General features: G+C 42.3%; 12 protein-coding genes. 5 read left to right on the top strand and 7 right to left on the bottom strand.

Annotated elements, in window-relative coordinates:
- Window positions 1-5: 5 nt before the first annotated feature.
- Window positions 6-2,819: a DNA polymerase I gene (gene polA, locus AWN68_RS02055; protein WP_068410738.1), complete on the bottom strand. Its 2,814-nt coding sequence runs from the start codon at window positions 2,817-2,819 to the stop codon at window positions 6-8.
- A gap of 182 nt (window positions 2,820-3,001) precedes the next feature.
- On the opposite strand from polA, the gene AWN68_RS02050 reads away from it, so the two are divergent.
- On the top strand, window positions 3,002-4,498 hold the full coding sequence (locus tag AWN68_RS02050) for a DUF5723 family protein (RefSeq protein WP_157716036.1): 1,497 nt from the start codon (window positions 3,002-3,004) through the stop codon (window positions 4,496-4,498).
- Here the strand turns inward: AWN68_RS02050 and AWN68_RS02045 are convergent, their stop codons facing one another.
- Together AWN68_RS02045 and AWN68_RS02040 are read right to left on the bottom strand one after the other, a co-directional pair.
- Window positions 4,499-4,948, bottom strand: a complete 450-nt coding sequence (locus tag AWN68_RS02045; protein WP_068410734.1) for a DinB family protein — start codon at window positions 4,946-4,948, stop codon at window positions 4,499-4,501.
- 47 nt (window positions 4,949-4,995) lie between these two features.
- Window positions 4,996-5,421, bottom strand: coding sequence for a hypothetical protein (locus AWN68_RS02040; protein ID WP_157716035.1), 426 nt, complete (start codon window positions 5,419-5,421; stop codon window positions 4,996-4,998).
- Window positions 5,422-5,494: 73 nt separating this feature from the next.
- Between AWN68_RS02040 and AWN68_RS02035 the strand changes: the two genes are divergently transcribed.
- Window positions 5,495-7,195, top strand: coding sequence for an amidase (locus AWN68_RS02035; protein ID WP_068410725.1), 1,701 nt, complete (start codon window positions 5,495-5,497; stop codon window positions 7,193-7,195).
- Window positions 7,196-7,237: 42 nt separating this feature from the next.
- The gene (locus tag AWN68_RS02030) at window positions 7,238-8,002 is read left to right on the top strand and encodes a type III pantothenate kinase (protein ID WP_068410723.1); all 765 of its coding nucleotides are present in this window, start codon (window positions 7,238-7,240) and stop codon (window positions 8,000-8,002) included.
- Between the two features lie 187 nt (window positions 8,003-8,189).
- Here the strand turns inward: AWN68_RS02030 and AWN68_RS02025 are convergent, their stop codons facing one another.
- Window positions 8,190-8,747 (bottom strand): hypothetical protein, encoded by a 558-nt coding sequence (locus AWN68_RS02025; RefSeq protein WP_068410721.1) that lies wholly within the window; start codon window positions 8,745-8,747, stop codon window positions 8,190-8,192.
- A 750-nt stretch (window positions 8,748-9,497) separates the two neighbouring features.
- On the opposite strand from AWN68_RS02025, the gene AWN68_RS02015 reads away from it, so the two are divergent.
- Both AWN68_RS02015 and AWN68_RS02010 read left to right on the top strand, forming a co-directional pair.
- The gene (locus tag AWN68_RS02015; RefSeq protein ID WP_068410716.1) at window positions 9,498-11,150 is read left to right on the top strand and encodes a hypothetical protein; all 1,653 of its coding nucleotides are present in this window, start codon (window positions 9,498-9,500) and stop codon (window positions 11,148-11,150) included.
- Window positions 11,151-11,419: 269 nt separating this feature from the next.
- Window positions 11,420-11,866: a DUF2141 domain-containing protein gene (locus tag AWN68_RS02010; protein ID WP_068410714.1), complete on the top strand. Its 447-nt coding sequence runs from the start codon at window positions 11,420-11,422 to the stop codon at window positions 11,864-11,866.
- A gap of 176 nt (window positions 11,867-12,042) precedes the next feature.
- Here AWN68_RS02010 and AWN68_RS02005 read toward each other — a convergent pair whose 3' ends face one another.
- The 3 genes from AWN68_RS02005 to AWN68_RS01995 all read right to left on the bottom strand — a co-directional run bounded on the left by AWN68_RS02005 (window position 12,043) and on the right by AWN68_RS01995 (window position 13,763).
- Window positions 12,043-12,354: a type II toxin-antitoxin system RelE/ParE family toxin gene (locus AWN68_RS02005; protein ID WP_068410712.1), complete on the bottom strand. Its 312-nt coding sequence runs from the start codon at window positions 12,352-12,354 to the stop codon at window positions 12,043-12,045.
- Window positions 12,355-12,360: 6 nt separating this feature from the next.
- Window positions 12,361-12,609: a hypothetical protein gene (locus AWN68_RS02000; protein WP_068410710.1), complete on the bottom strand. Its 249-nt coding sequence runs from the start codon at window positions 12,607-12,609 to the stop codon at window positions 12,361-12,363.
- A gap of 125 nt (window positions 12,610-12,734) precedes the next feature.
- The gene (locus AWN68_RS01995) at window positions 12,735-13,763 is read right to left on the bottom strand and encodes a PorP/SprF family type IX secretion system membrane protein (protein ID WP_068410707.1); all 1,029 of its coding nucleotides are present in this window, start codon (window positions 13,761-13,763) and stop codon (window positions 12,735-12,737) included.
- Window positions 13,764-13,772: the final 9 nt, after the last annotated feature.

Below are 13,772 nucleotides of genomic sequence, written 5' to 3'. Positions count from 1 at the left end.
AATTATTAATGTGCTTTCAGCCAGTTGTCGCCCACGCCCACTTCCACTTCCATAGGAATCGAAAGTTCAATGGCCGATTTCATTAATGCTGGAACGCGCTCTTTCATCATTTCAAGCTCTGGTTTGTACACATCGAAAACGAGTTCATCATGCACTTGCATAATCATTTTTGACTGAAGCTTTTCTTTCTTCATCCAATCGTGAATGCTGATCATGGCCACTTTAATCATGTCCGCAGCACTGCCCTGAATAGGTGCATTAATGGCGTTTCGTTCTGCATGGCCTCTACCTACCATATTTTTAGAATGAATGTCACGCAAGTACCTTCTTCGGCCTAAAATGGTTTCTACATAAGTGAACTCGCGCGCTTTGTTCACTTGGGCATCCATGTATTTTTTCACGCCAGGAAACTCATTGAAATAAGCCGTGATAATCTGCTGTGCTTCGGTGCGGGAAATGCCAATGTTTTGTGCCAAACCAAAAGCTGAAATGCCATAGATCAAACCGAAGTTTACTTCTTTGGCTTTCCTTCGCATGTCGCGATCCACTTCTTCCAAGGGAACGCCAAATACTTTTGAGGCCGTGGTGGAGTGAATATCTCGCCCATTTTTAAAGGCATCCATCATACTTTCATCTTCCGCAAAAGCCGCTACAATGCGCAGTTCTATTTGCGAGTAATCCGCAGCCAAAAGAATGTGATCTTCGGAACGAGGAATAAATGCTTTTCTGATTTCACGTCCTTTCTCAGTCCTGATTGGAATGTTTTGGAGGTTTGGGTTATTGGAACTCAAACGCCCCGTAGCCGCTACCGCCTGACGGTAATCGGTGTGCACCAAACCATCAATCGGACTGATCATTTTTGGAAGTGCATCCACATAAGTGGATTTCAGTTTTTGGTACTCCCTGAACTCCAAAATGATGCGTGCAATGTCATGCTCTACTGCCAGTTTCGAAAGAATATCTTCGCCCGTAGCATACTGACCCGTTTTAGTTTTCTTCGGTTTTTCAATCAGCTTCATCTGATCGAAAAGGATTTCGCCCAACTGTTTTGGCGATGCAATGTTGAACTCGACCCCCGCCAATTCGAAGATTTGAGTTTGGGCTTTTAGGCTTTCTTCTTCCAGTTCTTTCGACATCACGGCCAAGGCATCGACATCGATTTTTACGCCATTGTATTCAATGTCGGCCAATACGTTGACCAAAGGAATTTCCACTTCGTCAAAGAGTTTGGTCACCTTGCTTTCTTCCATCAATGGCGCGAAAACCTGTTTTAGCTGGAAGGTGATATCGGCATCTTCGCCCGCGTATTCCGCTACTTTATGGATGTCAACATCTTTCATGTTGCCCTGCTTCACTCCTTTTTTACCGATGAGTTCGGTAATCGAAACGGGCGTATAATTGAGGTAATTTTCGGCCAACACATCCATATTATGGCGCGTGTCTGGGTCGATCAAATAATGGGCAATCATTGTGTCGAAGATTGGTCCCTTTACTTCAACATGGTAATTCTTCAAGATCTGAATATCGTATTTCGCGTTTTGCGCAATCTTCAGAATGGCTTCATTTTCAAAAACCGGTCTGAATTCCTCAATAATGGCTTGGGCTTCTTCACGGTCTTGCGGGGTGGGCACGTAATAGGCTTCTCCTTTTTTGTATGAAAAGGCCAGGCCAACCATATTTGCTTCGATTGGCTCCAAATTATCGGTTTCGGTATCGAAGCAAAGCTCTTTTTGCACCATCAAATACTTGATCAAGCGCTTTCTCTTTTGAGGTGTGTCGATTAAATGGTAATCGTGCTCGGTGTTGGCGAGTGTGTTTTTTTCCGATGCGGCAGCTTCTTCAGGGTCATTTGAAAGTGTTGGCGTGGAATCGCCAAAAAGCCCCATTTGAGAAGAATTGGTAACTGCTTTTGGCTTTGATGCCGTTGGAGCCGCAGGAGTTTCTCCCAAAATCCGTTTCAAAGTGGTACGGAACTCTAGCTCTTCAAAAATCTCAGTCAGTTTTTCTTTGTCGGGGCCTTTGTACTCCATGGTGGAGGAATCAAAGTCAATGGGCACGGTAATGCAAATTCTAGCCAATTCTTTCGATTGTAAACCTTGAGCAGCAAACTCTTCAACCCGTTCTTTTAGCTTTCCTTTTAACTCATGCGAATGTGCAATGATGCCTTCTACTGTATCATAATCCTTCAAAAGTTTAGCAGCAGTTTTAGGCCCTACACCAGGGATTCCAGGGATGTTATCTACGGCATCACCTTGTAAACCGAGCATGTCCACCACCTGATCGATTCTTTCAATGTCCCATTTGGCCAATACTTCCGGAATCCCCATAATATCAACCCCATTGCCCATAAATGCAGGCTTATAGAGGTACACATGCTCTTCCACCAACTGACCGAAATCTTTATCGGGTGTCATCATAAAAACTTCAAAACCTTCGGCTGAAGCTTTTTTGGCAAAAGTGCCAATCACATCATCGGCTTCGTAGCCATCGAGTTCCAACACAGGAATGTTAAATGCCCGAACGATGTCTTTAACCAAAGGAATAGCAATACGAATATCTTCAGGCTGGGCATCACGATTGGCCTTGTATAAGGGATAGTCGACATGTCTAAAAGTTGGGGCATGCGTATCGAAGGCCACTGCTATATGAGTAGGTTTCTTTTTGTCTAAGATCTCATAAAGGCTATTGGTGAAACCAAAAGCGGCTCCTGTGTTGAGTCCTTTCGAACTGATTCTTGGGTTTTTACTGAAGGCAAAGTGGGCACGATAAATCAATGCCATGGCATCCAGAAGGAAGAGTGTTTTTTCAGGTTTACTCATTCAATAAAGGTAAGTAATCCGAGTACTTAGGGAAATAGAATTTTGATTAATTCCTTTTAAAAAAAGGAGCTGAGAATTTATTTGGCTAAAGCAAAGAAAGGCATTGCCAGTCAGTTGATTTATAAGGTTTTGTGGAAATCTGCCGATGACTAAAATATTTATGGGATTTTACCGTACTTTCAATGTTCCATCGATTGTACACCTCTATTTTGCGATTTTTACTTTTCGTTGTAAGTTTTTTATCGGCACAGCTTGTTATGGGCCAAAGCTTTAATGGCTATGTGCATTCAGATTTTTCTGGAATAATAGGGGCGCAGTTTCAACCAGCAAACTTGGCCGGCTCGCCTTACAAGTACGACATCAGTTTGGTGAATGCGAATTACTTCCTCACCAATAACTTAGCCTACATAAAAAGTACTGAAACCAGTCGTGGTCTTGTTCGGTACCTCAATGACGGACAAAGGTTTTTACACTCAAACATTGCCTTAGGAGGAATTTCGGGAATGGTTAGCTTAAAGGGGAATGAATCCATAGGGTTTACTTATCGAATCCGGGCGCACGGCAGTGCTATCGATTTTAGCCCAGAGTTTATTACCCAAATGGGAAGGTTCACGCAACCGCAGTTTTTGAATACGAACGCGACTGCTCAATCGGGAGAATTTGCGACTGCATTTTGGAGAGAATATGGGCTTACCTATGCTAAAATTTTAAAGGATGACGGCTTTCATCGCTGGAAAGCCGGAGCCACCTTTAAACTGATCAACCCAAGGGGAAGTGCTTTTCTGGACATTAAAGAAATTAGTTATTCAACCGATAACACAGGTGTTGCCAATTTAAACAATGCTGAGTTGGCTTTTGGTTATTCTTCTAACCTTAACAGCTTTGAACAATTTGATGGCAGCGAAAAATTAAACCGTTTGCCTGATTTAATTGGCAACCGTTTTGGACTTGATTTTGGTGTCGTTTACGAAAGAGTGTCATTTTGGGAGACCTCAAAAAATGAGAACGGAACCAACCGAAATAGGGATATTGATTATGAATTTAAACTGAGTGCAAGTATCACCGATATTGGGAAGATGAAGTTTCAATATGGAACGGCTTCGACACAAAGCACTGGTTTATTGAGCAACATTATTGCGTCAAATTTGGACACTCTTTTTAGCGAGATTGACAGCTTTAGAGGCGTAGCAGATAGTCTTTCTACAGTGGCTCAAACTTCTTCTTTGAATGGTGAATACACGATGAGTTTACCCACAACGCTTAACCTTGGTTATGATTACAATTTTGGAAACGATTATTACGTGGGTGCTTTTGCTAGGGTAGATTTAACCAGTTTTTCTAAAGCGGACTACCGACTCAATTACCAGCATAGCCTCACCATTTCTCCCCGTTGGGAACATGAAAAGAAAGCCATTTACGCTCCATTATACATCAATCAACAAGGGGCCTTTCATTTGGGCTTGGCCGCTCGTTATGGCATTTTTACGCTCGGCACTCAAAGCTTAGGGTCGCTTTTGAGTAGCGAACCCAATACAGGTAGTTTTTTCTTCAGCATTAATATCAATCAGCTCAAGGCCAATGCCAAAAAACCTTACTGCTTTGGTACTTCACGTGGAACAGCCATGACCAATACAAAGCGCACTCCGATCTACAAAAGGAAGAAGTGGATCTTCTTTTGATCAAGTCCTTACGTAAAAAATAAAGTCGCTTACTGGTGGCGTAATTTCTTCTTCGCGAAGCAAAGTGGCTAATTGACCTCTGTGGTGCGTTCCGTGATTTGCTACATGGGTTAGAATATCGGAAATTCGGTTTTCGTAAGCCTCGCCTTTTGAGTTTTTGTACTTAATCACCTCTTCATATTCTTCTTGAGAATAGATAAAATCTAGCCATCGTTGGCTGCTTCGGTTTACGAGCTTAATCGCATCTGGTAAACTCCCTTCAGTCCAAACTCCTGGAACATTCTCTTCAGCATGGGTAATTCTGTCGAGCCAAATGAGTTGGGCATTCCCAATGTGGTGGAAAAGGGTAGTGATTTTCTCGTTTTTATAAACGTTGGATTTGAGCACATCGACAAACAGGTTATTTGCCCAAATGTTATATTCATAAAGTCTGGTAAAGCGCTCTTTCATAATTTAATCGTTAGAAGGTTATAATTGAGAACATGGAACAAACAGAATTAACTCGCCTTTGCCTTTTTATAGGCCAGTCCTTTAATGGCAATTGCTATTAAAAAAGGAACCCAAATTCCATCGTTCATAATCAGGTGGAATAAGCCTTGGTCGCCAGCTTTCCCTTCCAAAATTACAGCGTAGAACCATATGGCGCCACCAATTTTCGTGAGTGCTCCAACAAGAGCCAGGTACCAAAGTCTTCCGGGATGAAGTGCGGCAGCGAAATAAACGAAGCCCAAAATCAAAACGGCCCTTCCTTGCCAAATGATAATGTCTGGTTGGGCATTTTGGCTTTCGGTTACCCAGTGGTAAAAGCTTTCTGGAAACCAAGCGATGAAAATGCCCCAAAACATATTGTAAACACAGGCGATCAGTAGAAATCCGCGCATCCAGTTAGGAAATAAAGCTTGTTGTGTTTCTATCGTTTTCATAACTTAAAACTTCAGCAGATTGTTAGATTTGTTATTGTTCTGCAAAGGACGGCAAAACATTTAAATTAAACCCATGAAACAACCAAATCCCCGTAAATTCAGAATTCCGATTGCCGCTTTATTGGTGGTACTATTGGTTTCCTCTGGTTTTGTAATGGGCTACAAAGTAGCTCAAGAAATCAAGATCGAAAAGGCCGATGTTCAATCGGCTCAAAAAATAATTGACCTGCAACTGACTGATGATGAGATTGAACAGCTACTTCCTAACCTGAACAGGGGTTTGGCAGACGTTCGCGAACTGCACGAATATCACTTAGATAATGCCACTCCACCAGCCGTTTTGTTCAACCCGAATATTGGGAAAACGAACTTTCCGGCACAAAAGAAAATTGAATGGCTTTTGCCGAATAAGGTAGAAATGCCAAAGGATAAAAACGACTTGGCTTTTTATACCGTAGCGCAGCTTTCCTCTCTGATTAAAAACAAGAAAATTAGTTCGGTTGAGCTTACCCAATTCTTCCTCGACAGATTAGAAAAACATGGAGGAACCCTAGAGGCCGTCATTACCATTACCAAAGACCGCGCTTTAGCGCAGGCCAAAAAGGCGGATGATTTATTGGCAAAAGGCACTTATTTGGGGCCGCTGCATGGTATCCCTTATGGTGCTAAAGATTTGCTTGCGGTTCCGGGTTATAAAACGACTTGGGGAGCTGCACCTTATAAAGACCAAGACCGTGGTGATGAATTGGCCACCGTAATTAAAAAATTAGACGATGCAGGAGCCGTATTGGTCGCTAAACTTACTTTAGGTGCTTTGGCCATGGGCGATGTTTGGTATGGCGGAACCACCAAAAACCCATGGAATTTAGAACAAGGCGCGAGCGGATCTTCAGCGGGATCGGCTTCAGCTACTTCGGCCGGTTTGGTACCTTTTGCTTTGGGTACAGAAACCTTGGGTTCTATTGTTTCACCTTCTACTCGAAACGGGGTAACTGGCCTACGACCTACTTTTGGTAGAGTGAGTAAGGCGGGTGCGATGGCGCTTAGCTGGAGCATGGATAAGATTGGCCCGATTGCCAGAAATGCCTTCGATTGCGCTTTGGTTTTTGAGGTAATTCGAGGCTCGGATGGAATTGACCTTTCGGTACAAGATGCCCCTTTCAATTATAATGGAAAAGTAGATTTATCGAAACTAAGAGTGGGTTACCTCAAGTCTTATTTCGACAATACCCGAAACGAAACTCAGAAGAAAAATGACCAGCAGGTGCTGGACGAGTTGACGAAATTGGGCGCAGATTTAAAGCCCGTAGAGTGGGTTTCTGACCTGCCTTTTGGAGGAATGTTGAACATTCTTTCGGCCGAGGCTGCTGCTGCTTTTGATGAACTGACACGCTCAAACCGAGACAGCCTTTTGGTTCGACAGAACTCAGGCGCTTGGCCAAACTCCTTCCGCGAAGCGCGTTTTATTACTGCGGTAGATTACATCAACGCCAATCGTGTGCGCTATGAAGTGATGCAAAAAGTAAATGAACTGATGAAGGATTATGATGTGATCATTAGTCCGAGTTCAGGGAATAACCAGCTTTCGACAACCAACCTCACAGGGCACCCGGCTGTGGTGATGAAAAATGGCTATAACCAAAATGGTAGTCCAACGAGTATTTCGTTTATTGGGAACTTGTATGATGAAGCCTCGATTTTAGCGGTGGCCAGGGCTTATCAAGAAGCCACGGGTTTTGATGAAGAGAACCCACCTCTGTTTGCGAAAAAATAGACATCTTTTGGGTTTATAATTTGATGCTTAAAAATTGAGAAAATGCTCTTAGCCATTGATGCAGGGAATACCAATATTGTTTTCGGAGTTCATGATGGAAACGCGTGGATTCACGAGTGGCGATTTAATACACTCCCGATAAAAAATCAGATCGAATATGAGGTGTTTTTGCGTCTCAATTTTATGGAAAACGATCTCAAATTGAGCGATGTTGACGGCATTATTATTTCATCGGTGGTGCCACAAATGAACGGTATCTTGGCTGAGTTTTGGTCGAATTTAATTGAATGCGAGCATGTATTTATTGGGCCGAAATATTACGATCAATTGCCCATTATCACCAGCAACCCCCACAGCATTGGCACGGACCTAATGGCCAATGCCATGGCGGCCCATTGCCTTTATAAAACCGATTGCATTGTGGTGGATTTTGGCACCGCCCTCACCTTTACGGTGGTGGAAGCTTCGGGTAATATTCACGGGGTAAATATTGCCCCGGGCTTAAAAACAGCCATTAAAGCTTTGGTTGGAAATACAGCACAACTACCAGAAGTGCCTTTGGAATTACCCGCTTCGGTCATTGGAAAAAACACGGTACATGCCATTCAAGCAGGCGTGCTTTGGGGCTATGTAAGTATGGTGGAAGGAATGCTCGATAGAATTCAAAAAGAGATGGGTAGAAATTTCAAAGTAGTAGCTACGGGAGGTCTTTCTTCAGTGCTTACCCCGCTCCACGAACGCTTTGACGAAGTGAACCGCCATCTTACCCTTGATGGTTTAAGGTTGATTCATGAGCGGTTGAAGTGAACATGATCAGATGTGGTCTCAGCGAGACGCGAAGACCAGTTGAGCGGCTGAAGTGCAATTAATGTTGTAGACTTTTTCATCCTCAACGCTTCACTCATCTTCGTTTGTAACGAAGATGTTGCAAAGTTTAAACCGCATTAAAAATGCTTTAGTGGTTCCTCCTTGTTGCAAACAAGGAGGTGTGAGATTAATTCTTCAACCTTATTGTTTTAAAAATCTTGAGAACAAGGTCTTCATCATAGGTTTTTGAAGATATCATCATTTCTACCCCGTAGAATGTTCTCCATTCATCTTCAAACTTCTCCTCAGTATAATCTTCCACCTGTATGCTCATCGAGCCACCGTTTTTTGGTATTGCTAATAACCTGATGGTGTTATTAACCGTGTCTGAGCTAAATGAATAGTTATTTTGATTTATATCGCTCTCTTGTAAATTAGTTACATAGCCAATAAAAGAACCGTGATTAAAATAGATTCTGGTTCCCCTTCCTTTAATATCTCCAATAATACCATCTGAACTATTCCTTTTGATATACCTAAAATCATCAGGTATGTCAACTGTAAAAGGCCCCACATCAAGCCTTTTCCATCCTTTTTTGCCATCTATTGAGGAATAGTATTTTGAACTATTTCTAAGCTCCACATCAAAAAAAGAAACAGTATCAATAAATGCGTTTGGGACAAGAACTATTGCGACTAAAAAGATAGCCAGTACAGAAACCAATATTTTAAAGAGCCTCTTCATTTATCTCTATTAAAACTACACTAAAGTACATAACAAAACAGGTACTCGCCAAAGGCAAGCACCAGTTACTTCAGTTTATAAGTAAGCACTAGATGCGGGAGTGAGAATCAAAGTAGAGCCAATTACTTAGTTTGTTTTGTAAAGAACCACTTCATTAAATAAGTGCCCAGCACTATTGCCGCTATGCTGAAAGTAGCTATGAATATGCTTCGGTAAGGCCTTTGGCCAAAGTTGAATGCTAAATATGTAATGACCACCATTATTTGAAAAATTAAGGCAGCACTCTCGCCTCTTCGATTGAAGCTACTACTTATAATATTTGAGACAGAGATGAGGGCAGATATGAAAACACAATAGATGATCAAAGATTGACCCCACATCCAGTTATCTCCATGTGGGGTGTAAACTAACGCTAACAATTCCCAGCCAATTAGTATGAAAAGGAATATCAGTATGGACTGGATAGCTGAGAGCTGGAGTTTTGAGTTCATGGTTATGAATGTCTTTTAGTTGAAGCTGGTAATGTGGACTAGCCTTATTTAATTTTACTCCTGACTAAATATGTACTTAAAGTACATAACAAAATAGGTACTCGCCAAAGGCAAGCACCAGTTACTTCTGTTGATAAGTAAGCGCTAGATGCTAGCCTCAGAAAATGAGCCGTAGAAACAACAACTTATTTCACCAGCGCAATCCGTATTAATCTTTTTCAAATTGACTAAATTAAGCCTCCAACCACAATTCAACCTTATGCACAAGTACCTTCCCTTTTTGCTGCTCTTCGTAATGTTAGGCTGTAAAACGCCTTCAAGTGAGCCAACGGCTGCTATCACCAGAGAATATTCCGATTTGGTCGATCTTTTTAAGGCATGGAGAACATTTGAAAACCCTCCACTCCTTGATGGTGCGCCTGATTACAGCCAAGCTACTTTCAAAGAACGGTTTCCAGCCTTTAAGCAACTTCAAGCAAAGTTATTGGCGATGGATACCGCTGGTTGGTCGGTAGCAGAGCAGGTAGATTATCACATTGTTTGGGCAGAAATGAACGGCTATGATTTCAACGACCGGATTCTAAAACCTTGGCAAAGAGACCCTGCTTTTTATAAAACCATTTGGATGGCGCGCAGTGATGTTCCCGCACACGAAGGCCCAACGAACCATGGCGCCATCGATATCTGGAAATACGATTTCCCTTTAAATACTGAAGATAAAGCAAAGCTTTTAAGAGGGTTTAAATCCATACCCGCCTTTAATGAGCAAGCCAAAAAGAACCTCACGGGCAATGCAAAAGACCTGTGGATTGCGGGCATCAGAGACATTCGAAACCAAACGAATGACTTAAACGCCATCAAAAAATGGGAAAGCATAGCCAGTGATAATGAAATGACCAGCGCGATTGATAAGGCAATCAACTCCACGAACGACTTCGTCACTTGGCTAGAAAGTGAGGGGGAAAGTAAAACGGGTCCATCGGGTATTGGTAAAGAGAATTATACTTGGTATCAGCAAAACGTTCATTTGGTGCCGCTTACTTGGGATGATGAAGTAATGATTCTCAAAAGAGAATTGGCCCGTGCTTGGACGGCCTTGAAATTGGAAGAACATCGCAACCGCTATTTATCGGAGCTTGAGGATGCCAATTCGCCAGAGGAATACGATGCCATGGCAGATCGATCGGCCAAAGGCTTGCTCACCTTTTTGTATGAGCAGGAAATAGTCACCGTAAAAGATTACTTCGACACTGCTTTGTACGCCCACTTGGGTGAATATGTGCCGCGTGAAAAAAGGAACTTCTTCTCCATTGGTCAGCATTTTGATGCCCGCCCACTTTACTCTCATTTCTACCATTGGTTCGAATTGGCAAGAATGGACAATGAGCCACACGAAAGTGAAATCAGACGAGGTGCTTTGCTCTACAATATTTTCGATTCGCGAAATGAAGGCACCGCCACCGCTGTGGAAGAAATGTTTATGGATGCTGGATTGTATGATGATGATCCGAGGGTGCGCGAAATCGTATACATTATGATTGCGCAAAGGGCAGCGCGAGGATTGGGCTCTCTCTATGCCCATGCCAACGAAATGAACAGCGAAGAAGCGGGAGGCATACATTCAGAATTTACACCTCGTGGTTGGATGAAAACCGAGAAGGAATTGCTTCTTTTTGAACAGCATCTTTATTTAAGGCAGCCGGGTTATGGCACCAGCTATATTACGGGTAAGTATCTTTTAGAAAGCGCTATGGCAGATTATGCACGGGTGACCGAAGGCAAAGGAGAAACCTTTCTTCTCAAGAATTTCTTTGACGAATTGAATAGTATTGGCTCTATTCCAATATCGCTAGGTCATTGGCAAATGACTGGAGTGGATGATCAGGTGAAGCTCATCACGGTGCAAGATTAGTCGCTAAAGGCTGGAAGATATGTATGAAGACTGACTCATTTTCGACTCTTCACTCATACTCGTTTGTAACGAGTATGCTGCACAGTGTAAACCGCATTAAAAATGCTTTAGTTGTTCCTCCTCGTTGCAAACGATAAGGAGTGAGGGCCTTTCTTACAAGTCATCCAACGGATTCTACGGTTCGGTAACTCTTTTTTTTAGGCCTAGCAATTTGCCCTCACTTTAGTGTCATCATTAAAACACGAAGTCAAAACTTAAAGCCAAAAGCCATGAAAATTTTAAGCATAGTTATTACAGCCCTATTATTATTTACAAGTTCATTCAATCCACAACCACAAGACAATGTCACCATTACGGTAACCATAAGTAATGTTCGTAACAGTACGGGTTCGTTATTGGTCGGACTATATAATAAGGATGCTGATTTTCCACAAGGCGAGCCTTATATGACTCAGGCAGTGGCGTTAAAATCATCATCTGATAAAAAAATAACTTTTGAAGGAGTGCCTGCCGGAGATTATGCCATAGCGGTAATTCACGATGAAAACGGAAATGAAGATATGGATACAAACGAATATGGAATGCCTACTGAAGGCTTTGGATTTTCGAACAATGCTATGGGAAGTGATGGCCCCCCATCATTCAATGACGCTGCTTTTGCAGTAAATAAGAATGCCGAAATCTCTTTTAGTATGATGTATTTGGGAGGCTACTAAACCTGAGCTTGCAAATAAATTGAAGCCGTGCGTGAGTACGGCTTTTTTTGTTTTCGTGAGTTTCAAAACATCATCATGCCCTCACTCATCCTCGTTTGTAACGAGGATGCTGCACAATGATGAAACCAAAATGTTTTAGAAGTTCCTGCTCGTTACAAACGAGAGTGGGAGTGAATTTACTTATTACGTTTAATCAGTTTTTCAGGCTGCTGACGGGTATCGAAAATATCAGTTACTATTACAATTTCAGCTTCTGTCCTATATATGATCTTGTAGTGTTTTTTGGCAATCAGGTAACGATGTCCTTTCAGTAAATGCTTGAGCATTTCTTCTTTTTGTCCTCTCTGATAATTTTTGGAGAGGCTTTTGGCTTTGGTGATTATTACCTGCGTAAGCTTGATGCCATATTCGCCAAATCCCTCGGACTTATAATATTCAAAGATGGCTTTTAATGCGGCTTTGGCTGGGCCTGTAATGAGGACTTTCATTTAGCCTTACCAAGTCTTGGTTTCTTCTTCCAGTGATTCAATACTAATTACATCACCTTGCTCAATTGCTCGTTCGGACGCTTGGGCACGAGCAATAAGGTCTGATTCCGTTATGGTGCTGCCGTCAGGGGTTGATCCAATAATTTTTTCTTTTGGAACACTCTGTAGCAATTCCTTAACTCGTTTAATAATACTGACGTCCTGTAATCTTGTCAGCTGTTCTATTAAGTGGAGCTTCTCTGTTTGTATGTCCATAATTCAAAGATAACGATTTGAGACAAAAGTTATATTGCAACTAATTTATTGCACTTAGAATAAACGAGTTTATCTGAGGTGTTGTTTTACTTCTCGTTGCAAACGAGCAGGAAGGCCAGTTTGTATCAATACTTAAAGCAAGGCAAAAGGGTATCTCTACGGGTGCGTTTTACGATTTGGCCAAAACTGATGGTCAACGAAAATTCATGGGCGCCACCGGTGGAGCCCGCAAGGCTAGAAACAGTAAAGTCATAGCTATAACCTATGGACAGGTCTGGGGTGATTTCCAAGCCCAATAGGCCAATGATGGATTCATTTTTTATGACTTTATCAACGGTTTGAACGGGGATTCCTCGGTACCAACCACCAATCACCAAAGGCTGAAAATAGAACTGCATACCCGCATCCAATTGATTGAAGCCCGCTTGCTTTTTATAGTTGAGCGCAAAAGTGACCGATCGCTCCTGAAAGGCATAAGAAATAGTGCGGAGTCTTCTACCGTTTCCTAAGTTGAGTTTATATCCCGCATGAACGGAAAATTTTCTAGCCAATCTACTTTCTTCTCCTAAAAAGGATTGGTTGGGCTCATTGATATGATGCACTGCCGCACCAATCCATAGCGTATTGGTATAAAACAAGCCGCCAGCCGAGGCACTCATAAAATCAACTTTTTTACCACGGTCAAAAGCTTCGCCTGAAGGCCCAATGACCTGCCCGTTGTCAATGTCAATCTGGTTTCCGAACACTAACTGTTCGAAATTAAGGTCTTTGCTAAAGTAGGAAAGCTGAATACCTGTGCGCATGACCAAGGCATCTGAAATTCTCATTTTGTAGGAATAAGCGGCTCCAATTTCATTGGATTCATAATTTAAAAAGCTTTCTCTGTATTGGTTTACAATAACACCCACACCACTCTCGATGGCTTTGGAAAAGAAGTCGGCATAGGCCGACATGGTTGTGAAGGAATGGGCAAGTGAAGGCCATTGATTTCGATAATTGATCCCTGCTCTGCCTCGGTCAGTAGAACCTACTAAAGCTGGGTTGAGGTACATGGGCGAGGCATAAAACTGCGAAAATTGGGGGTCTTGGGCTTGCGCCTTTTCTGACCAGAAGAGACTGGTTAAACACAAAGTGATAAGTAAAAGTCTTTTCATAGTGTTTGT

Source organism: Roseivirga echinicomitans (assembly GCF_001592935.1).
Lineage (GTDB): Bacteria > Bacteroidota > Bacteroidia > Cytophagales > Cyclobacteriaceae > Roseivirga > Roseivirga echinicomitans.
Note: the sequence above shows the minus strand (reverse complement) of the source record. Positions and strands in the feature narration are given on the sequence as shown.

What these genes read in the sequence shown, in the direction of transcription:
- AWN68_RS02050 (WP_157716036.1), top strand. Translation starts at nt 3,002, where the DNA reads ATGTTCCATCGATTGTACACCTCTATTTTGCGATTTTTACTTTTCGTT.
- polA (WP_068410738.1), bottom strand. Translation starts at nt 2,819, where the DNA reads ATGAGTAAACCTGAAAAAACACTCTTCCTTCTGGATGCCATGGCATTG.
- AWN68_RS02025 (WP_068410721.1), bottom strand. Translation starts at nt 8,747, where the DNA reads ATGAAGAGGCTCTTTAAAATATTGGTTTCTGTACTGGCTATCTTTTTA.
- AWN68_RS02030 (WP_068410723.1), top strand. Translation starts at nt 7,238, where the DNA reads ATGCTCTTAGCCATTGATGCAGGGAATACCAATATTGTTTTCGGAGTT.
- AWN68_RS02040 (WP_157716035.1), bottom strand. Translation starts at nt 5,421, where the DNA reads ATGAAAACGATAGAAACACAACAAGCTTTATTTCCTAACTGGATGCGC.
- AWN68_RS02045 (WP_068410734.1), bottom strand. Translation starts at nt 4,948, where the DNA reads ATGAAAGAGCGCTTTACCAGACTTTATGAATATAACATTTGGGCAAAT.
- AWN68_RS02010 (WP_068410714.1), top strand. Translation starts at nt 11,420, where the DNA reads ATGAAAATTTTAAGCATAGTTATTACAGCCCTATTATTATTTACAAGT.
- AWN68_RS02035 (WP_068410725.1), top strand. Translation starts at nt 5,495, where the DNA reads ATGAAACAACCAAATCCCCGTAAATTCAGAATTCCGATTGCCGCTTTA.
- AWN68_RS02000 (WP_068410710.1), bottom strand. Translation starts at nt 12,609, where the DNA reads ATGGACATACAAACAGAGAAGCTCCACTTAATAGAACAGCTGACAAGA.
- AWN68_RS02015 (WP_068410716.1), top strand. Translation starts at nt 9,498, where the DNA reads ATGCACAAGTACCTTCCCTTTTTGCTGCTCTTCGTAATGTTAGGCTGT.
- AWN68_RS02005 (WP_068410712.1), bottom strand. Translation starts at nt 12,354, where the DNA reads ATGAAAGTCCTCATTACAGGCCCAGCCAAAGCCGCATTAAAAGCCATC.
- AWN68_RS01995 (WP_068410707.1), bottom strand. Translation starts at nt 13,763, where the DNA reads ATGAAAAGACTTTTACTTATCACTTTGTGTTTAACCAGTCTCTTCTGG.